The organism is Cribrihabitans neustonicus (assembly GCF_048820895.1).
GTDB classification, from domain to species: domain Bacteria; phylum Pseudomonadota; class Alphaproteobacteria; order Rhodobacterales; family Rhodobacteraceae; genus Cribrihabitans_A; species Cribrihabitans_A neustonicus.
Window position 1 is genome coordinate 48,868 of sequence record NZ_JBMERQ010000003.1, and the last position, 18,134, is coordinate 67,001.

Annotated in this window: 18 protein-coding genes; 14 read left to right on the top strand and 4 right to left on the bottom strand. The window is 66.7% G+C overall.

Annotated elements, in window-relative coordinates:
* The first annotated feature begins 36 nt into the window (after nt 1-36).
* Genes ACOHWE_RS09685 through ACOHWE_RS09700 form a run of 4 tightly spaced genes read left to right on the top strand, consistent with a single transcriptional unit; the run spans nt 37 to nt 3,632 of the window.
* Nucleotides 37-1,812, top strand: a complete 1,776-nt coding sequence (locus ACOHWE_RS09685) for a cbb3-type cytochrome c oxidase subunit I (RefSeq protein WP_420665996.1) — start codon at nt 37-39, stop codon at nt 1,810-1,812.
* Nucleotides 1,809-2,501: a cytochrome c oxidase subunit 3 gene (locus ACOHWE_RS09690; protein WP_420665997.1), complete on the top strand. Its 693-nt coding sequence runs from the start codon at nt 1,809-1,811 to the stop codon at nt 2,499-2,501. Before ACOHWE_RS09685 ends, ACOHWE_RS09690 begins: the two co-directional genes overlap by 4 nt.
* Nucleotides 2,502-2,528: 27 nt before the next feature.
* Nucleotides 2,529-3,245 (top strand): heme-copper oxidase subunit III family protein, encoded by a 717-nt coding sequence (locus tag ACOHWE_RS09695; protein WP_420665998.1) that lies wholly within the window; start codon nt 2,529-2,531, stop codon nt 3,243-3,245.
* A 9-nt stretch (nt 3,246-3,254) separates the two neighbouring features.
* On the top strand, nt 3,255-3,632 hold the full coding sequence (locus ACOHWE_RS09700) for a cytochrome C oxidase subunit IV family protein (protein WP_420665999.1): 378 nt from the start codon (nt 3,255-3,257) through the stop codon (nt 3,630-3,632).
* A 13-nt stretch (nt 3,633-3,645) separates the two neighbouring features.
* Here the strand turns inward: ACOHWE_RS09700 and ACOHWE_RS09705 are convergent, their stop codons facing one another.
* Nucleotides 3,646-4,335 (bottom strand): FadR/GntR family transcriptional regulator, encoded by a 690-nt coding sequence (locus tag ACOHWE_RS09705; protein ID WP_420666002.1) that lies wholly within the window; start codon nt 4,333-4,335, stop codon nt 3,646-3,648.
* Nucleotides 4,336-4,423: 88 nt separating this feature from the next.
* Here ACOHWE_RS09705 and ACOHWE_RS09710 point away from each other — a divergent pair, with 88 nt between their 5' ends.
* A complete protein-coding gene (locus ACOHWE_RS09710; protein WP_420666003.1) occupies nt 4,424-5,179 on the top strand; it encodes a sulfite exporter TauE/SafE family protein in 756 nt (251 codons plus the stop codon).
* A gap of 80 nt (nt 5,180-5,259) precedes the next feature.
* Here ACOHWE_RS09710 and katG read toward each other — a convergent pair whose 3' ends face one another.
* Nucleotides 5,260-7,473, bottom strand: coding sequence for a catalase/peroxidase HPI (katG, locus tag ACOHWE_RS09715; RefSeq protein WP_420666004.1), 2,214 nt, complete (start codon nt 7,471-7,473; stop codon nt 5,260-5,262).
* A gap of 183 nt (nt 7,474-7,656) precedes the next feature.
* Between katG and ACOHWE_RS09720 the strand changes: the two genes are divergently transcribed.
* From ACOHWE_RS09720 to ACOHWE_RS09730, 3 genes are all read left to right on the top strand, one after another.
* A complete protein-coding gene (locus ACOHWE_RS09720; RefSeq protein ID WP_420666006.1) occupies nt 7,657-8,574 on the top strand; it encodes a LysR substrate-binding domain-containing protein in 918 nt (305 codons plus the stop codon).
* Between the two features lie 295 nt (nt 8,575-8,869).
* The gene (gene rpsD, locus ACOHWE_RS09725) at nt 8,870-9,490 is read left to right on the top strand and encodes a 30S ribosomal protein S4 (protein ID WP_420666007.1); all 621 of its coding nucleotides are present in this window, start codon (nt 8,870-8,872) and stop codon (nt 9,488-9,490) included.
* A 188-nt stretch (nt 9,491-9,678) separates the two neighbouring features.
* Nucleotides 9,679-10,260, top strand: coding sequence for a PA14 domain-containing protein (locus ACOHWE_RS09730; protein WP_420666008.1), 582 nt, complete (start codon nt 9,679-9,681; stop codon nt 10,258-10,260).
* Nucleotides 10,261-10,356: 96 nt separating this feature from the next.
* On the opposite strand, the gene ACOHWE_RS09735 is transcribed toward ACOHWE_RS09730, so the two are convergent.
* Nucleotides 10,357-10,818: an Lrp/AsnC family transcriptional regulator gene (locus tag ACOHWE_RS09735; protein WP_420666009.1), complete on the bottom strand. Its 462-nt coding sequence runs from the start codon at nt 10,816-10,818 to the stop codon at nt 10,357-10,359.
* Nucleotides 10,819-10,934: 116 nt separating this feature from the next.
* On the opposite strand from ACOHWE_RS09735, the gene ACOHWE_RS09740 reads away from it, so the two are divergent.
* The 4 genes from ACOHWE_RS09740 to ACOHWE_RS09755 all read left to right on the top strand — a co-directional run bounded on the left by ACOHWE_RS09740 (nt 10,935) and on the right by ACOHWE_RS09755 (nt 15,162).
* Nucleotides 10,935-12,359 carry an aminotransferase class V-fold PLP-dependent enzyme gene (locus ACOHWE_RS09740; RefSeq protein WP_420666011.1) on the top strand — a complete coding sequence of 475 codons (1,425 nt, stop codon included), beginning with the start codon at nt 10,935-10,937 and terminating at the stop codon, nt 12,357-12,359.
* A gap of 96 nt (nt 12,360-12,455) precedes the next feature.
* Nucleotides 12,456-13,538, top strand: coding sequence for a histidinol-phosphate transaminase (gene hisC, locus ACOHWE_RS09745; RefSeq protein WP_420666012.1), 1,083 nt, complete (start codon nt 12,456-12,458; stop codon nt 13,536-13,538).
* A complete protein-coding gene (locus ACOHWE_RS09750; protein WP_420666014.1) occupies nt 13,535-14,467 on the top strand; it encodes a prephenate/arogenate dehydrogenase family protein in 933 nt (310 codons plus the stop codon). The genes hisC and ACOHWE_RS09750 overlap by 4 nt, the downstream gene beginning before the upstream one ends.
* Nucleotides 14,464-15,162, top strand: coding sequence for an extensin-like domain-containing protein (locus ACOHWE_RS09755; protein ID WP_420666016.1), 699 nt, complete (start codon nt 14,464-14,466; stop codon nt 15,160-15,162). The genes ACOHWE_RS09750 and ACOHWE_RS09755 overlap by 4 nt, the downstream gene beginning before the upstream one ends.
* Nucleotides 15,163-15,248: 86 nt before the next feature.
* On the opposite strand, the gene ACOHWE_RS09760 is transcribed toward ACOHWE_RS09755, so the two are convergent.
* Entirely contained in the window at nt 15,249-16,247 is a 999-nt protein-coding gene (locus ACOHWE_RS09760) for a DUF2125 domain-containing protein (protein WP_420666018.1), read from the bottom strand.
* Between the two features lie 70 nt (nt 16,248-16,317).
* On the opposite strand from ACOHWE_RS09760, the gene ACOHWE_RS09765 reads away from it, so the two are divergent.
* Together ACOHWE_RS09765 and ACOHWE_RS09770 are read left to right on the top strand one after the other, a co-directional pair.
* On the top strand, nt 16,318-16,848 hold the full coding sequence (locus ACOHWE_RS09765; protein WP_420666019.1) for a gamma-glutamylcyclotransferase: 531 nt from the start codon (nt 16,318-16,320) through the stop codon (nt 16,846-16,848).
* A 75-nt stretch (nt 16,849-16,923) separates the two neighbouring features.
* Entirely contained in the window at nt 16,924-18,132 is a 1,209-nt protein-coding gene (locus ACOHWE_RS09770) for a biopolymer transporter ExbB (RefSeq protein WP_420666021.1), read from the top strand.
* Nucleotides 18,133-18,134 lie beyond the last annotated feature (2 nt).

Here is an 18,134-nt window from a genome sequence, read left to right on the forward strand (position 1 = left end):
ATGGAGCTGGCCTGAACGCCCCCCGGGAGGACCGCAATGACCGACTATCTGCCTGAACCGGACAGCAGCCTGCCGCCGCGCGAGGTGCCCGATGTGATGCCGCCGCATGCGCATGGCTGGATCGGCAGGTATGTCTTCTCGCAGGACGCCAAGTATATCGCCATCCAGTATTCCGGCACCGCGGTGGCGATCGGGCTGGTGGCGCTGGTGATGTCCTGGCTGATGCGGCTGCAGCTCGGCTTTCCCGGCGTCTTCGACTTCATCACGCCCGAGGCCTATTACCAGTTTGTCACCATGCACGGGATGATCATGGTGATCTACCTGCTCACAGCGATCTTCCTCGGCGGTTTCGGCAACTACCTGATCCCCCTGATGGTCGGGGCGCGGGACATGGTGTTTCCTTTTGTCAACATGCTCAGCTACTGGGTTTACCTCCTTGCAGTCCTGGTGCTCGTGGCGAGCTTCTTCGTGCCCGGCGGGCCGACCGGCGCGGGCTGGACGCTCTATCCGCCGCAAGCCGTGCTTTCGGGCACTCCGGGCGGCCAGCAGGCCGGGATCGTCCTGATGCTGGTTTCGCTTATCCTTTTCATCATCGGCTTCACCATGGGCGGGCTGAACTATGCCGTGACCGTCTTGCAGGCCCGCACCCGCGGCATGACGATGATGCGGCTGCCGCTCACCGTCTGGGGCATCTTCACCGCAACCGTGATGGCGCTGCTCGCGTTCCCGGCGCTGTTCGTCGCCTGCGTGATGATGCTGTTCGACCGGCTGCTGGGCACGTCGTTCTTCATGCCGACGCTGGTGGAGCTGGGCGAGAAGCTCAGCTATGGCGGCGGCAGCCCGATTGCCTTCCAGCACCTGTTCTGGTTCTTCGGACATCCGGAGGTCTATATCGTTGCGCTGCCTGCTTTCGGCATCGTCTCCGACCTGATCGCGGTGCATGCGCGCAAGAACGTCTTTGGCTACCGGATGATGGTTTGGGCCATCGTCATCATCGGCGCGCTCAGCTTCATCGTCTGGGCGCACCATATGTACGTCTCCGGCATGCACCCGTGGTTTGGCTTCTTTTTTGCCACCACCACGCTGATCATCGCCATTCCGACGGCGCTCAAGGTCTACAACTGGGTGCTGACCCTGTGGAAGGGCGACATCCACCTGACCCTGCCGATGCTGTTTGCTCTGGGTTTCATCGTGACCTTCGTCAACGGCGGGCTCACCGGGCTGTTCCTTGGCAACGTCGTGGTCGATGTGCCCTTGTCGGACACGATGTTCGTGGTTGCGCATTTCCACATGGTGATGGGGGTGGCGCCGATTATGGTGATCTTCGGCGCGGTCTACCACTGGTATCCCAAGATGACCGGCCGGATGCTGAACGAGGCCATGGGGCGCATCCATTTCTGGGTCACTTTCCTCGGCGCCTATGCGGTGTTCTTCCCGATGCATTACGTCGGGCTCGTCGGCGTGCCGCGGCGCTATTTTGAGATTGGCGAACCCGCTTTCCTCACCGCGCCGGTCGATGGGCTGAATGCGTTTATCTCGGCCGCGGCGCTGCTCGTAGGGGCAGTGCAGGTCCTGTTCCTGTTTAACCTGTTCTGGAGCCTGCGGCACGGGCAGGCGGCGGGCCCCAACCCCTGGCGCGCGGCGTCGCTGGAGTGGCACACGCCCGCGACGCCGCCCGAACACGGGAATTGGGGGGACGATCTGCCCAATGTCTACCGCTGGGCCTATGACTACAGCGTGCCAGGCGCGCCTGAAGACTACCTGGCGCAGAACGATCCCTGGGTGCCCGAGGGCGCGGGGAGGCAGCTGTGAGCGTCATCATCGCCTTCCTTGCGCTGGTGGCGCTGGCGGCGGGGTTGTGGCTGTCGCGCCAGCGGCTGGCGGCGCGGCCCTGGCTGGAGACGGGGATCGCGCCAATTGCGGGCCATGGTCCGGGCCGGGCGCCGGGCGTCGTCTTTGTCGGCGTGCTGGTGGCGGTGATCGGCGCGCTGTTTGCAATGCTCGGCAGTGCCTTCGTGATGCAGATCGAGGAGACGCCCTGGGAGCTGGTGCCGCTGCCGGGGCAGGTCTGGGCCAATACCATGCTGCTGCTGCTGGCAAGCGGCTTCCTGCAATTTGCCGTCGCCTGCGCGCGCGCAGGCCGGGCGCGCTGGCTGCGCGCGGCTCTGGCGGCCGCGGTGCTCGCGACGCTGGCGTTCCTGGCCGGGCAGCTGCAGGTCTGGGCCGCGCTCACCGCCGGGGGCTACCGGCTGGACGGGGCACCGGCAGCGAGCTTCTTTTACCTGATCACCGGGCTGCACGGGCTGCACATGGCTGGCGGCCTCCTTGCGCTCGCGGCGCTCTGGACCCGGCCCGCGGCCGCCACTGCCAGACTGCTGCCCGGGGTGAGGCTGTGCGCGATCTACTGGCATGCGCTTCTGGCATTCTGGCTTATGCTCTTTGCCTTGCTGCAGGGCTGGGGCAATGCCTTTCTGGCGTTGTGCCGCGCGGCTGTGACCTGAACGGGGGAGAGTTGAGGAGGAGACGTGATGGACCATCCAGTGCAAGGCCAGAAGCACACCCTGGCGCGCCAGGGCCACAGCGGCTTTGCCGCAGATTGGAGCTCGGACCAGCGGGTCTTCAAGCGGGTCTCCTGGGGAAAGGCGATGATGTGGATTCTCTTGGTGAGCGACACCTTCATCTTTGCCTGCTTCCTGGTCGCCTATCTAACCGCCCGCAGCTCCACCACCGTGGAATGGCCCAACGCCAGCGAGGTCTTTGCCCTGCACATCGGCGGCCAGGACTTGCCGCTGATCCTGATCGCCATCATGACCTTTGTGCTGATCTCCTCCTCCGGCACCATGGCGATGGCGGTGAACTGCGCCTACCGCAAGGCGCGCAAAGCGACGGCGGCGCTGATGCTGGCCACCGCTGCGCTTGGCGCGACTTTTGTCGGCATGCAGGCGTTTGAATGGACCAAGCTGATCTCCGAAGGCGTGCGCCCCTGGGGCAACCCCTGGGGGGCGGAGCAGTTCGGCGCCAGCTTTTTCATGATCACCGGTTTTCACGGCACCCATGTCACCATCGGAGTGATTTTCCTGCTGATCGTCGCGCACCGGGTCTGGCGCGGCGATTTCGACCGTAACCAGCGCAGTTGGATGTCGCAAGGCAACGGCGATTACGAGGCCGTCGAGATCATGGGGCTCTACTGGCACTTCGTCGACCTGGTCTGGGTCTTCATTTTTGCATTCTTCTATCTGTGGTAGGAACCCGCTATGACGCATGCACCGCAAACCGCCGATACCGCGCAGAGCGCGCATGACGACGGCCAGCAGCACCCGATCCGGCTCTATCTCTTGGTCTGGGGGCTTCTGTTCCTGCTCAGCGCGGCCTCCTACTATGTTGACTATGCCGGGTTTCAGGGGCTGCTGCGCTGGAGCCTGATTCTGACTTTCATGGCCCTGAAGGCGGGCCTGATCATTGCTGTCTTCATGCATCTGGCCTGGGAGCGGCTGGCGCTGAGCTATGCGATCCTGCTGCCGCCGCTGGCAATGCTGGGACTCTTGGCGATCATGGTGATCGAATCCGGTTACACCGCCGGCACGCGGGTGGAGCGGCTGGGGCAGGGGGCGCAGCTACTGCAGCCGGAGTAACCTTGCAAGACCGTTACCGTCGGGCTGCGGGCATTGCGGCCCGGATGGTTTCCAGATGCGCCTGCATCGCCCGTTCCGCCGCCGCGGCATCGCCCGCGGCGATCGCTTCGACCACCGCTTCGTGCTGGGCACAATGCACGGTCTGGAACTCGCGCGGGGCCAGGCGGCGATAGGTCTGCTCCCATCCGCGCTGCCAGGCTGCACGCCGGCGTGCGCCTGAAAGGTAAGCCAGGACTCCCGCCAGCACCGGATTGCCCGCGACCGTCGCGATGGCGCGGTGGAACCGGTCGTCGGCCTGCTCGCAGGCGCTGGGCGTGGCAGCTGCACGGCCCTCGCTTAACCGCGCGCGCAGGAAGGCCGCATCTGCCGCATCCGCACGCCGCGCCGCCTCTGCCGCCACCGGGGGTTCCAGCAGCAGCCGTGCCTCAATAATGTGGGACGGGGTGGCGCCTTCGATCAAGGCGTGGCCGCTCACCGGCAGATGCCGGGGCCGGGGGCCGGTGAAGGTGCCCTGGCCGTGGCGGCGCCAGATTTCGCCCGTACGCTCCAACTCATCGAGGCACAGCCGCAGGTTTGCACGGCTGCAGCCGAGCTCCGCCGCCAGCAATCTTTCACCGGGCAGCCGGACGCCTGCCCCTGCCGCATGCTGCGCCAGATAGGCGCGCAGCCGGGCGGTGGCGGATTTGCGCGACAGCCGGGGCATCGCCGGCTCCTTTTTCAGACCAGTTTGCATACCAGTAGCCCGGAATGGCAGAGCCTGGCCAGATCAATCGCGGATGAAGGACTCTGCCATGCAACTGACGGAAATCGCGCTGCTTGTTGCCGCCGGAGCGGGCGCAGGGGTGCTCAACGCGGTCGCGGGTGGCGGCACTTTCCTGACCTTTCCGGCCCTCATCTGGCTGGGCATTCCGCCAGTGGCGGCCAATGCCACCGCGACTCTGTCAGCCCTGCCGGGCTATGCAGGGAGCGCTTGGGGCTTCCGCCATGATCTCAAGGCCGAAGGGGCCCTGAGCCTGCTTGCAACCGCACTGATCGCGGCGCTGGGCGGGCTGGCCGGGGCGGGCCTGCTGATCGTCACCCCGGGCGAGGTCTTCATCGGCGTGGTGCCCTGGCTGCTGCTCGCGGCGACCTTGCTGTTTGCTGCCGGCCCCGGGCTCCTGCGCTGGGCCCGCCGCTTCGGCAGCGCGGCAGCGGGGCCGGTCACCTCTGCCGCGGCGATCTTTGCGGTGTCCGTCTATGGCGGGTATTTCAACGGCGGGCTTGGCATCGTGCTGCTCGCGGCCTTTGGTCTTTTGGGCTATGTCAGCCTGCACGGGATGAACGGGCTGAAGACCCTGCTCTCGGCGGTGTTGTCGCTGATTCCGGCGGCGACCTTCGCCATGGCCGGCATGATTGCCTGGGAGCAGGCGATGGTACTGGCGCTGGCAACCGCGGCGGGCGGCTTCGGGGGCGCGTGGATCAGCCGCCGCATTCAGCGCACGCATCTGCTCCGTGGCTTCGTCACCCTCACCGGCGCGGGACTGACGCTGGCGTTCTTCCTGAACTGAGACGCTGGCGTCCATAGCCGCGGCCTCCGCCTGCTGGCAGGAGGCCGCGGCCCGGTAGCAACGGGCCGCTAACAGCGGGGTCAGTGCGTGTCGAACCGGCCCGCGTTCATCACCTTTACCCAGGCCGCGATGAACTCTTTGACGAAGGTTTCGCGTGAATCATCCTGGGCATAGACTTCGGCCAGCGCCCTGAGCTGCGAGTTGGAGCCGAACACCAGGTCCGCCCGCGTTGCGGTCCAGCGCAGCTCACCGCTGCTGACATCACGGCCTTCATAGACGCCGTCATCGCTGGCCGGTTTCCACTTCGTGCTCATGTCCATCAGATTACGGAAGAAATCCGTGCTCAGCGTGCCGGGCTTGTCAGTGAAGACCCCATGGCGGCTGCCGCCATGGTTGGTGCCCAGTACCCGCAGGCCGCCAACCAGAACGGTCATCTCCGGAGCGCTGAGCCCGAGGAGCTGCGCCTTGTCCACCAGAAGCGCCTCCGCCGGGGCCTCCAGCGGCTGCTTCTGGTAGTTGCGAAAACCGTCGGCGAGCGGCTCCAGAGGCGCGAAGGAGTCCGCATCGGTCCATTCGGCGCTCGCATCGGTGCGGCCCGGGGTGAACGGCACCTCCGCCGGGAATCCCGCGTCTCTCGCGGCGGCTTCGATGGCGGCGCTGCCGCCCAGCACGATAAGGTCCGCCAGCGAAACCTTCTTGCCGCTGGACTGGGCGCTGTTGAAACCGTCCTGCACCCGCTCCAGCGCGCTCAGTACCTTGGAGAGCTGCTCCGGCTCGTTCGCCTCCCAGTCTTTCTGCGGGGCGAGGCGGATGCGGGCGCCATTGGCCCCGCCGCGCATGTCCGAGCCGCGGTAGGTGGAGGCCGAGGCCCAGGCTGCTTTGACGAGGTCCGGGACAGAAAGCCCGGTGGAAAGGATCTGCTTCTTCAGCTCCGCCACATCCGACGCCTCGATCAGCGGATGGTCTACCGGCGGCACCGGGTCTTGCCAGATCAGGTCTTCCTGCGGCACTTCGGGCCCGAGGTAGCGCGATTTCGGCCCCATATCGCGGTGGGTCAGCTTGAACCAGGCGCGGGCGAAGGCATCGGCAAACTTCTCCGGGTTGGCGTGGTAATCCCGCGCGATCCTCTCATAGACCGGGTCCATCCGCATCGACATGTCGGCGGTGGTCATCATCGGCGGATGCCTCTTACTGGGATCGTGGGCGTCCACCACCATGTGCTCCGGCCTCACGTCCTGCGCCTGCCACTGATGCGCGCCCGCGGGGCTTTGCACCAGCTTCCACTCGTAGCCGAAGAGCACGTCGAAATAGCCCATGTCCCAGGTGGTCGGGTTGGGTTTCCAGGCGCCCTCGATGCCGCTGGTGGTGGTGTCGGCGCCGTTGCCCTTGCCGTGGGTGTTGAGCCAGCCCAGTCCCATATGCTCCATCTCGGAGCCCTCGGGCTCCACGCCCACCAGATCCGGGCTGCCCGCGCCATGCGCCTTGCCGAAGGTATGGCCGCCCGCAACCAGCGCCACGGTTTCCTCGTCGTTCATTGCCATGCGGGCGAATGTCTCCCGCACGTCCTTGCCCGAGGCAATCGGGTCCGGGTTGCCATCGGGTCCTTCCGGGTTCACGTAGATCAGGCCCATCTGCACCGCGGCCAGCGGGTTCGCGAGGTCACGTTCGCCCGAGTAGCGGCTGTTGGGCTTGTCGCTGGTGGCGAGCCACTCGGTCTCCGACCCCCAGTAGACGTCCTCCTCCGGCTCCCAGACATCGACGCGCCCGCCGGCAAAGCCGAAGGTCTTGCCGCCCATCGATTCGATGGCGCAGTTGCCGGCGAGGATCATCAGGTCCGCCCAGGACAGTTTGTTGCCGTATTTCCGCTTGACCGGCCACAGCAGGCGCCGCGCCTTGTCGAGGTTGCCGTTATCCGGCCAGGAGTTCAGCGGCGCAAAGCGCTGGCTGCCCGACCCGCCGCCGCCGCGACCGTCGGCCACCCGGTAGGTGCCCGCGCTGTGCCAGGCCATCCGGATGAACAGCGGCCCGTAGTGGCCGTAATCCGCTGGCCACCAGTCCTGGCTGTCGGTCATCAGCGCATAGAGATCCTGCTTCACCGCCTCCAGATCCAGCGACTTGAAGGCCTCGGCATAGTCGAAATCCTGGCCCAGCGGGTTCGACGCGGGCGCATGCTGGTGCAGGACCTTGAGGTTGAGGAGGTTCGGCCACCAGTCCTTGTTGGTGGTGCCTCCAATCGCCGATGCGCCGTGGATCACCGGGCATTTGCCTGCGTTTGCGGCGTCGTTTCCGTCCATGTCTGTCTCCGATCTTGGCTGTCGTGCTGAGGTGCGGTGCGGCCGCTCCTCTCCGGCCGCTGAGTCTGCCCGGCGCTGCCCCCTTGGAGAGGCGCCGGGTCCGTTCTGATGTCGAATCGAGCCTAGCAAAGGAATGTCATTGGCATAAGTTGCATTTACTGATCGGAGTGATAGGGAAGTCCTATGATGAATCTCACCCTCCGCCAGCTTCGCTACTTTGAGTCGCTTGCCCGGCACCGCCACTTCGGCCGCGCCGCCGAGGCCTCCGCTGTGTCGCAGCCCGCACTGTCGGTGCAGATCAAGGAGCTGGAGGAAACCCTGGGCGTGCAGCTCGTCGAACGCGGCGCCCGGCAGGTGCGGCTGACCCGGCTTGGGGAGGAGCTGGCCGAACGCGCCCGCACTATCCTGCGCTCGGTCGAAGAGCTTGGGGAACTGGCGCGGGCCTCGCGCGAAGGGCTGGCCGGGCGGCTGCGGCTGGGAGTGATCCCGACCGTTGCGCCCTACCTGCTGCCCGCCATCGCCGGGCGGCTGACCGGTCTGCACGCAGGGCTGGATTTGCAGGTGCGCGAGAGCGTGACTCCGAGGCTGCTGCAGGAGCTGGCCGAAGGGCGGCTGGACACGGCGGTGGTGGCACTGCCGGTCTCGGAGCCCGCCTTCGAGGAGGTGGCCCTGTTCTCCGAGAGCTTTGTCTTCGTGCGCCCCGAAGCGGACGCGGGCCAGCCGGTGCCGGATGGCGACGGCTTGCGCCGGATGCGTCTGCTGCTGCTGGAAGAGGGCCACTGCTTCCGCGATCAGGCGCTGTCCTTCTGCAACCTGCAATCCGCCGCCCCGCGTGAGCTGATGGACGGCAGTTCGCTGTCGACGCTGGTGCAGATGGTGGGCGCGGGTATCGGGGTGACGCTGATCCCGGAGATGGCGGTGCCGGTGGAAACCCGCTCGGCCCGCGTCTCGGTCGCCCGCTTCGCCGAACCGCAGCCCGCCCGAACCATCGGCATGATCTGGCGCCGCTCCAACCCGCTGGGGCGGCAGCTGATGCAAGTGGCCGAAGTGGTGCGCGACTCGGCCGATGCCCTGCGGCAGGCCCGCGCGGTGCTGCCCTGACCGGCCGGTGCAGCTTTGAGCAGCGGCATTAATTCAGCCCGTCCGCTCGGCCCCTGTTGACTCCGCCCCGAACCCCGATATAAGCGCGGCTTCATTGGTGTTGGTGGCCCCCGCAAGGGGATGCCTGTCATGCCCGGATCCTGGATGCGGAGCAAGAGGACAACGCCCTTCGATTGTTGCAGGTCTCCTGGAACAGGTGAACGCCGACGGCGCAGTGGCAGACGCGATTGCAGCCCGAAAAGCGGGAACCGGTTTTCGGACAAAGCTGCAATGCCACTAAAGAAGGAGATCAGCCGTGACCAAACGCACGTCTGCCAAGTACAAGATCGACCGCCGCATGGGCGAAAACATCTGGGGCCGCCCGAAGTCCCCGGTCAACCGCCGCGACTACGGCCCGGGCCAGCACGGCCAGCGCCGCAAGGGCAAGCTGTCCGACTTCGGCATCCAGCTGCGCGCCAAGCAGAAGCTCAAGGGCTACTACGGCGACCTGACCGAAAAGCAGTTCCGCCGCATCTACGGCGAAGCCGAGCGTGTGAAGGGCGACACCGGTGAAAACCTGATCGGCCTGCTGGAGCGCCGCCTGGACGCCGTCGTTTACCGCGCCAAGTTCGTGCCGACCGTCTTCGCCGCCCGCCAGTTCGTCAACCACGGCCACGTGCTGGTGAATGGCAAGCGCGTGAACATCCCCTCCTACCGCGTGAAGGAAGGCGACGTGATCGAGGTCCGCGACAAGTCCAAGCAGATGGTTGCCATTCTGGAAGCAACCCAGCTGGCCGAGCGCGACGTGCCGGATTACATCGAAGCCGACCACTCCAAGCTGAAGGCCACCTTCGTGCGCACCCCCGGCCTGAGCGATGTGCCGTACCCGGTGATCATGGAGCCGAACCTGGTCGTCGAATTTTACGCCAAGAACTAAGCCGCGCGCCTCAGGGCGTCTGGCGGAAAGGGCTGCCTCCGGGCAGCCCTTTTTCTTGTGCGGGCCTCACGTGCAAAACCTCGCGGCAGCCGCCGCGCACCGCCCCTTGCCAAGCGGGGCAGGGGCCTCCTATCCTGACTGCGGCCCGCGGCAGTTTCGCCCCGGCAGGCAATCACGGAGAGACGGCGATGAGAGGTTGGATCTTTGGAATGGCAGCCGCCCTGGCACTGGGCGCATCGATGCTGACGGCACCGGCGGCAACGGCGCAGGCAACCCTTCAACCCGCCAATCCGCAGCCGGGCAGCGTAAAGCCGGGCCTCGCCGTGCGCTACGCCTACCCGGCGGACGTCAAGAACCTGGCCCAGGCCCGCACCGCGCTCAAGTACCGCAGCGAACGCGGCCGCCCGATCGCCGGTCTCGACAACCGCGACACCAATGAGGGCGATATCACCCTGACCTCGAAACGGGCACAGCGGGTGGTGGCGCATATCACCGGCTACGTAAAGATCGACAAGCCCGGCATCTACAACGTCGACTTCCTCACCAACGACGGCCTTCTTGCCCGCGTCGGCGGCCAAGTGGTTGGCCATTTCGACGGCCGCCAGGCCTGCGACAGCACGCCCCTGACCCAAGTGCGGGTGCCGCAGGCGGGCTGGTACCCGGTCGATATCCTCTATTTTCAGCGCCTCGGCACATCCTGCCTGCACATGCGCATGGGGCCCGAGGGCAAGCGCCCGCCGTTTATGAAAAACGCTGCCTTCGGCCACTAGACCCGTCCGGCCCCGGGCTCACTATCTGACACAGAATACCCCGGGATAGGCCCGCGGGGCCGGGGGCAGCCCCCCCCCCGGCAGCACCCACGCGCCCTACAGTGGCAGCGGCCGCTCCTCGGCAATGGCCTCCATCGCAAAATAGGAGGTCACGCTGTCCAGCTCCACGCCCGAGATCAGCCGCTGGTAAACCCGGTCGTAACTCGCCATGTCCTGCGTTACCACCTTGAGCTGGTAATCGTAGTCGCCGCCGATCCGGTGGAAATCCACCACCTCGGGGATGGTCAGCACGTGGCGGCGGAATTTCTGCAGCCAGTCGGCCGAGTGGTGCCTTGTGCGCAGCAGTACAAAGACCACGAGATCCAGCCCCAGCTGCTTGCGGTCGATCCGCGCTTTCGAGCCGCGCAGCAACCCGCTTGCGTTCAGCGCCTTCAGCCGTCTCCAGCACGCGTTCTGCGACAGGCCCACTGTCTCGGCCAGCTCGCGCTGAGAGAGCGAAGCGTCCTGCTGCAGGGCGCGCAGGATGGCGCGGTCTATATGATCTGCCTTGTGTGCCATCCAGCGATCATATGACACAAGACAGCCCAAATCCATTCAAAGATTGAGTGCGTTTCCGCGCCAGTTTCCGTTCACAATGGCGTCCAGCAACACCAAGGCGCAAACCGGAGGCACAAATGGCTCTGACCGCATTCAAACACAGCATCGCAGAAGCCGCGGCAGATGGCAGTCTGGCCCGCGGCGTGATCGGGGACGGCGTGATGATCCCCGGCCTCTTCGGCGACGTGCCGCTGGTCTATGCCGATTACGTCGCCTCGGGCCGGGCGCTGCGCCAGGTGGAGGACTTCATCGACGCCGAAGTGCTGCCGTTCTACGCCAACTCCCATACCGAGGCGTCCTACTGCGGCGCCCACATGACCCGCCTGCGCCGCGCCGCGCGGGCTGAGATCGCCCGGCTCACCGGGGCAGCGGCGCAGGATGCGGTGATCTTTGCGGGCGCTGGCGCCACCGCCGGGCTGAACCGGCTGGTGAGCCTCTTCGGCGTGAATGAAGCCGGGACTCCTGTCGTCTTTACCGGCCCTTACGAGCATCACTCCAACATCCTGCCCTGGCGCGAGAGCCGTGCGAAGGTGGTAGAGATCCCCGAAGCCGCGGGCGGCGGTATCGACCTCGCGGCGTTGGAGCAAGCCTTGCAGGAGCACGCGGACAGCGATCTGAAGATCGGCAGCTTCTCCGCCGCCTCCAACGTGACCGGCATCCTCACCGATCCCGATCCGGTCAGCCGCCTGCTGCACGCCCATGGCGCGCTGGCGGTCTGGGATTATGCCGGCGGCGGCCCCTACCTGCCGATCGACATGGGCGCGAACGGTGCTGCGCGCAAGGACGCGGTGGTGGTCTCGCCGCACAAGTTCCCCGGCGGACCCGGCGCCTCGGGCGTGCTCATCGTGAACCAGGACGCGGTGCGCAGGCAGTGCCCCTCTTGGCCGGGCGGCGGCACCGTGAGCTTCGTCTCGCCCTGGCGGCATGAGTACAGCGCCGACCTCGCCACGCGCGAGGAAGCAGGCACCCCCAATGTGATCGGCGACATCCGCGCAGCCCTCGCTTTCCTGGTGAAAGAGGCCGTGGGCCAGGAACAGATCGAAGCGCGGGAGGCGCGCTTCGCGCAGATGGCGTGGGAAGGCTGGAGGAACGACCCGCATCTGACCCTGCTGGGGGATCGGAACGCGCCGCGTCTGCCGATCTTCTCCTTCCTGGTGCGTGACAGCGCGGGCAATCCGGTTCATCAGCAGCTCTTCACCCGCATGCTGAGCGACGTCCATGGCATCCAGGCCCGCGGCGGCTGCGCCTGCGCAGGCCCTTACGCACACCGGCTTTTGGGCATCGGCGAGGCGGAGTCCGAGGCGCTTTTTACCGATCTGAAGGCAGGGCAGGAGATGCGCAAACCCGGCTGGGTACGGCTCAACTTCTCCTACCTGATGCGCGAGGAGACGGTGGCCCATGTGATCGAAAGCGTGAGCGATCTGGCCCGCCGCGCAGGCGAGCTCACCGCGTATTACGAGGCCGACCCGGCCACTGCCCGCTTCCGCTCCCGCGCGGCCTGAGGCGCCGGGGAAACACCCTGGGGGAGCGCCATCTTGCCGCTTCCCCACGGGCGCCTTGGCCGTTATGACGGGCAGGACGCGAAGGAGCCCGTAAACATGACCAAACTTACGCCGCAGCCCGGTATCATGGACATCGCCCTCTACCAGGGCGGCCAGAGCAAGCTGGCGGGTCATGCCGAGCCGCTGAAGCTCAGTTCCAACGAAAACCCGTTCGGCCCCAGCCCTAAGGCGGTGGCGGCGGCCGCGGCCGAATTGGCCGCGATGCACCGCTATCCCAGCACCGATCACGCCAGCCTGCGCGCGGCCATTGCCGCAGCCAGCGGGCTGGACGGCGAGCGGGTGATCTGCGGGGTCGGATCGGATGAGATCATCCATTTCCTGTGCCAGGCCTATGCCGGCCCCGGCAGCGAGGTGATATACACCGAGCACGGCTTTGCCATGTACCGCATTTCCGCGCTTGCGGCCGGCGCCCTGCCGGTCGAGGTGGCCGAACGCGACCGCTTGGTAGATGTGGACGCGATCCTCGCCGCGGTCACTCCGGCGACACGGCTGGTGTTTATCGCCAACCCGGCGAACCCCTCGGGCACCCTCTTGCCCCTTGCCGAGGTCGTGCGGCTGGCCGATTGCCTGCCCGCTGATTGCCTGCTGGTGCTGGACGGCGCCTATGTCGAATTTGCCGAAGGCTATGACGGAGGCCAAGCGCTGGCGGAGACACGCGCCAACGTCTTCATCACCCGCACGTTTTCGAAACTCTACGGGCTGGGCGGGCTGCGTGTCGGCTGGGGTTATGGCGCCAGCGAAGTGATCGAAGTGCTGAACCGCATCCGCGGCCCGTTCAACCTGTCCGGTGCGGCCCTGGCCGGCGCCGAGGCAGCACTCGCGGACACGGACTGGGTAGCAGACTGCCTGCGCATCAACGCAGAGGAGCGCAGCCGCCTCACCGGTGCGCTGCGCCAGCTTGGCATTGCCTGCGACGACAGTGCCGCCAATTTCGTCCTCGCCCGTTTTGCCGATGAGGCGGAGGCAGCCGCGGCGGATGCCTTTCTGAAAGAGCAGGGCATCATCGTGCGCCACCCTAAGAGCTACAAGCTGCCGCAGTGCCTGCGCATTACCGTCGGGCGGCCCGAGGACAATAGCCGGGTCCTCGAGGCCCTCACCAGCTTCAAGGAGCAAGCATGAGCAGCCTGGAAAACCGGCAGGTCTACAACCGCGTCGCCCTGATCGGCCTGGGCCTGATCGCGTCTTCGATGTTCTGGGCGATGAAGCGCGCGGGGCTGGCGGGCGAGGTCACGGGCTATGCCCGCAGCGAAGCGACCCGCGATACCGCCCGCCGCATCGGCCTGTGCGACCGGGTCTGCGACAGCGCGGCCGAGGCCGCCGAGGGCGCCGACCTGGTGGTGCTTTGCGTGCCGGTGGGCGCGATGGGCGCGGTGATGGAGGAGATCGCGCCGGTGCTGAAGCCGGGCGCGACGGTTTCGGACGTGGGCTCGGTCAAGCGGCATGTGATCGATGCGGTCGCGCCGCATATCCCCGAAGGCGTGCATTTCGTTCCCGCCCATCCGCTTGCGGGCACCGAGCATTCCGGCCCGGAATCCGGCTTTGCCGAGCTGTTCGACAACCGCTGGAGCCTCCTGGTGCCGGTCGAGGGCAGCGATCCGGAGGCCGTGGCGAAGCTGCGCGCGCTCTGGGAGGGGATGGGCGCGCATGTCGACGAGATGGACGCTGACCACCACGACCTGGTGCTGGCGGTGACCAGCCATGCGCCGCACCTCATCGCCTACACGATGGTGGGCGTGGCCGACGACATGCGGCGGGTGACTGACCAGGAAGTGATCAAGTATTCCGCCGCGGGCTTCCGCGATTTCACCCGGATCGCCGCCTCGGACCCGACCATGTGGCGCGACGTGTTCCTTACTAACAAGGACGCGACGCTGGAAATCCTCGGCCGCTTTACCGAGGAGCTCTTTGCCCTGCAGCGCGCGATCCGCACCGGCGACGGCGAGCATCTGCACGCTTACTTCACCCGCACCCGTGCCATCCGCCGCGGCATCATCGAGGCGGGCCAGGACACGTCTGCACCGGACTTCGGCCGGGGCAGCAAAAAGTGAGGCTGCGGGGCGCCTGGGGGCTGCTGCTGGCGTTGGCCGCCAGCCCGGCTATATCCGGCGCGCCCCAATCGCCGCAGGTGGTCCGCGCCGCGGCATCCATCCCCGAGCCTCCGGCGGCCGCATCCTTGCTGCCGGAGCCGCAGGAGGTTCTGTTCAAGCGGCTGCTGGCGGGCAAGGGATCGGTTTGCGGTGACCGCACGATCCGCGGCCGTCCGGCGGGCGATATCGCGGGCAGCCTGCCGGGCTGCGGCATCCGCGATGCGGTGCGGGTGCATGAGGTTGCAGGCGTACGGCTCAGCCGCGAGGCGCTGATGACCTGCCGCACCGCCAAGGCGCTGAACACCTGGGTGAAACGCCGGGTGGTCAAGGGCTTCGGGCGGCGCAACAAGGTGGTTTCGATGCAGGTGGCGGCGCACTACGCCTGCCGCACCCGCAACAACCGGCCCGGCGCGAAGCTGTCGGAACACGGGCGCGGCCAAGCCATCGACATCTCCGCCTTCACGCTGGAGGACGGGCAGACCATCACCGTGCTTGACGGCTGGCAAAAATGGCGCACCCGCAGGCGGCTGAAGAAGATCTGGAAGGCCGCTTGCGGCCCCTTCGGCACCGTGCTGGGGCCGGAGGCCGACCGCTACCACCGCGACCATTTCCACTTGGATGCCGCGCGCCACCGCCGCGGGCCTTACTGCCGCTGAGCGGGCTTGCTGCCTCAGAAGCGGCCCCAGGGCACCCATTCCAGCGATGCGCCGGGCCGCGTTCTGCGGGAAGCGCCGCTTCGGCCTCAGCGCAGGATGATCCGTGGCGCGGGGCCCAGCGGCAGTGGCCCCAGCCGGGTCATGCCGTCCGCGAAATTGAGGGTGATGTCCAGCGTCTCCGGATTGCCGCCGGTGCCTGCAAAGAGGCTCAGCACCCGCTCCAGCGGCGTGCGCATAGCGGGCGGCAGGCTGCCTGCGCGTTCCGCCATGGCAAGCAGCCCGCGCCACTCCTCCGCTTGCAGTGCCAGGCTGCCTTCGGGCAGGCCGGTCCCGTCCACCGTTAGTGTGCCCGTGGCCTTGATCCGCAGTTCGCCCCAGCGCGCATCCGCCAGCTTCAGCGCGATTTCGCGCGGCTGCGGCCGGCGCTGCTCCAGCGCGGCCCGGTCCCAAGGGGTATCGAAAGTAACGTCCATATCGAGCGCCAGCGTATCAAACGCCGGCGGCAGATCCGAGGCCGCGGCCAGCCGCCGTCGCCACGCGGCCCGGGGCGCAAAATCCGCCGCTTCAACGGTAATCCGGTAGGTATCTTGCGTCTCTGTCTGCGCCATCCCTGCCTGCAGCGCGCTGCCGCCCAGGACCACGGTGCCGTGCTGGCGGATTTCCCATTCCGCAGCCTCCAGCGCCATTTCCTCGAGCGTGAGCGCGGCGCCCGGGGCCAGCCGCAATGAGGCGGTAAGCCCGTCTGCGGCGATCTCCACGGTCTGGTCGAAATAGGATAGGCGCTGCGGAGTGGCCGGAAAGCGCAGGCGCTGGTATCCGGGCCAGATCGCGGGGCTATCCAGTTGCAGCCACTCCGCCTGCCAGGCAGCGCCAGTACCGGGATCGGCGAGCGCGGGGTTCAGCAGCCGGAGTTCGTGGCGCAGCGGGTATCCCGCGGTCTCCATCCCCGCAAATTCGGCCTGCCAGCCTTGGCTCGCCCGATCGGCAAACCAGCCGGTGATCCCCTGACGCACCCCCCAGGCGGCCGCCGTCCAGTAGAGACTCCACAGAAGAAGGGCAGCAAGCACCCACTTTACCAGGCGCATGTCGACACAGCCTCTTTTGTCCGGCACCGAATTGCTGTTTACAGAGCCGCAAACAAAAGGGCCAGACAGCATGACCATGTGGGTATTCGGATACGGATCCTTGTTGTGGAACCCGGGCTTTCCCGTGGCGCGGCGCGAAACAGCGGTGCTGCACGGCTATGCGCGTTCCTTTTGCATGAGCTCGATCCACCACCGCGGCACCGAGGAACAGCCGGGGCTGGTGCTGGCGTTAAACGAAACCAAGGGCGCGCATTGCAAGGGGCTGGCGCTGGCGGTGGAGCGGGGCCACGAAGAGCAGACGCTGGCGGAACTGCGCGAGCGTGAGCTGGTCTCCTCCGCCTATCTGGAGCGCGACCTGGAAGTGGAGCTGGCGGATGGCAGCTTCGTCACCGCGGTCACCTACGTGATCGACCCGCACCACGTGCAGTATTGCGGCGGCATGAGCCTGGAGGAACAGGCCCGGATCATCGCCCATGCGGTGGGCGGGCGCGGGCCCAACACCGAATACCTCTACAACACCGCCGAGCATCTGGCCGAGATCGGCCTGCATGACCGCGATCTCGACTGGCTGGCTGGCCGGGTGCGTGAGATCACCGGATAATGCCTTGGCGCATTTGACACTTTGCCTATAGGCTGCACCCTTAAAAGAGCAGTCATCCGTCAGGAGCCCGAGAATATGGCGCAGCCAGTCCGCAAGGTGCGGCCGCAGTTTTCCCAGCCGGTGCGGCAGATCATCATGATGCTGATTGCATTGGGCCTATCGGGCTTCGGCGCTTTTGTCGCGCTGCCGCGGGTACTGCCGGTGTTCGAGGCCAACCCCTGGCTCAACGGCTTCATCGTCTTTGTCTTCGTGATCGGGGTGCTTGCCTGTTTCTGGCAGGTTGTGCAGCTGATCGGCTCGGTACGCTGGATCGAGCGCTTTGCCGCAGGCGAGGGGATGGAGGACCGCCGCCCGCCCTCGATGCTGGCGCCGCTGGCGTCGCTCCTGGGAACGCGCGGGGCGCGGATGCAGCTGGGATCGGCCTCCACCCGCTCAATTTTGGATTCGGTGGCAAGCCGCATTGACGAAGACCGGGAGATCACCCGCTATATCGTCAACCTGCTGATCTTCCTCGGCCTTCTGGGCACGTTCTATGGCCTGGCCACCACGGTTCCGGCGGTGGTCGACACTATCCGCAGCCTGGCGCCGCAGGAGGGCGAAGAGGGGCTTTCGGTCTTTAACCGGCTGATGACCGGGCTCGAAGCGCAGCTGGGCGGCATGGGCGTAGCCTTCGCTTCCTCGCTCCTTGGCCTCGCGGGCTCGCTGATCGTCGGCCTTCTGGAGCTGTTCGCAGGCCACGGGCAGAACCGTTTCTACCGCGAGCTGGAGGAGTGGCTTTCCTCTATCACGCGGGTGAGCTTCTCCTCGGGCGAGGATGGCGCGGGCGACAGCACCGTGGTATCGCAGGTGCTCGACACGATGGCGGAGCAGATGGACGCGCTGCAGGCGATGTTTGCGGAAACCTCCGAGGGCCGTGCCGCGGTGGACCGCCGCCTGACCGAGCTGGTAGAGACCATCGGCGAGATGAACCGGCGACAGGAGCAGACCGGCACCATCGCCGCCGCGCTGGACCGCGTCGCGGTCGGGCAGGAGGCGCTGACCGAGCTGATGCGGGCGCATGGCGAGCAGGGCGGCATCGACGCCGAGAGCCGCATGCGGCTGCGCTCGATCGACGTGCAGATGCTGCGCATCCTCGAGGAAATCTCGGCCGGGCGCCAGGAAAGCCTGGCCGAGCTGCGCAAGGATATCGACCTCCTCGTCAAGGCTTTTGCCCACCCGCGCGGGCTGGGGCGTGCGGGCGCGCGCGATACGGGCTCCCGCCGCGGCATGGACATAGGGGAATAAGC

Coding starts and splice junctions, on each gene's coding strand:
- ACOHWE_RS09685 (WP_420665996.1), top strand. CDS start 37: ATGACCGACTATCTGCCTGAACCGGACAGCAGCCTGCCGCCGCGCGAG.
- ACOHWE_RS09695 (WP_420665998.1), top strand. CDS start 2,529: ATGGACCATCCAGTGCAAGGCCAGAAGCACACCCTGGCGCGCCAGGGC.
- ACOHWE_RS09700 (WP_420665999.1), top strand. CDS start 3,255: ATGACGCATGCACCGCAAACCGCCGATACCGCGCAGAGCGCGCATGAC.
- ACOHWE_RS09705 (WP_420666002.1), bottom strand. CDS start 4,335: ATGCCCCGGCTGTCGCGCAAATCCGCCACCGCCCGGCTGCGCGCCTAT.
- ACOHWE_RS09710 (WP_420666003.1), top strand. CDS start 4,424: ATGCAACTGACGGAAATCGCGCTGCTTGTTGCCGCCGGAGCGGGCGCA.
- katG (WP_420666004.1), bottom strand. CDS start 7,473: ATGGACGGAAACGACGCCGCAAACGCAGGCAAATGCCCGGTGATCCAC.
- ACOHWE_RS09720 (WP_420666006.1), top strand. CDS start 7,657: ATGATGAATCTCACCCTCCGCCAGCTTCGCTACTTTGAGTCGCTTGCC.
- ACOHWE_RS09730 (WP_420666008.1), top strand. CDS start 9,679: ATGAGAGGTTGGATCTTTGGAATGGCAGCCGCCCTGGCACTGGGCGCA.
- ACOHWE_RS09735 (WP_420666009.1), bottom strand. CDS start 10,818: ATGGCACACAAGGCAGATCATATAGACCGCGCCATCCTGCGCGCCCTG.
- ACOHWE_RS09740 (WP_420666011.1), top strand. CDS start 10,935: ATGGCTCTGACCGCATTCAAACACAGCATCGCAGAAGCCGCGGCAGAT.
- hisC (WP_420666012.1), top strand. CDS start 12,456: ATGACCAAACTTACGCCGCAGCCCGGTATCATGGACATCGCCCTCTAC.
- ACOHWE_RS09750 (WP_420666014.1), top strand. CDS start 13,535: ATGAGCAGCCTGGAAAACCGGCAGGTCTACAACCGCGTCGCCCTGATC.
- ACOHWE_RS09760 (WP_420666018.1), bottom strand. CDS start 16,247: ATGCGCCTGGTAAAGTGGGTGCTTGCTGCCCTTCTTCTGTGGAGTCTC.
- ACOHWE_RS09765 (WP_420666019.1), top strand. CDS start 16,318: ATGACCATGTGGGTATTCGGATACGGATCCTTGTTGTGGAACCCGGGC.
- ACOHWE_RS09770 (WP_420666021.1), top strand. CDS start 16,924: ATGGCGCAGCCAGTCCGCAAGGTGCGGCCGCAGTTTTCCCAGCCGGTG.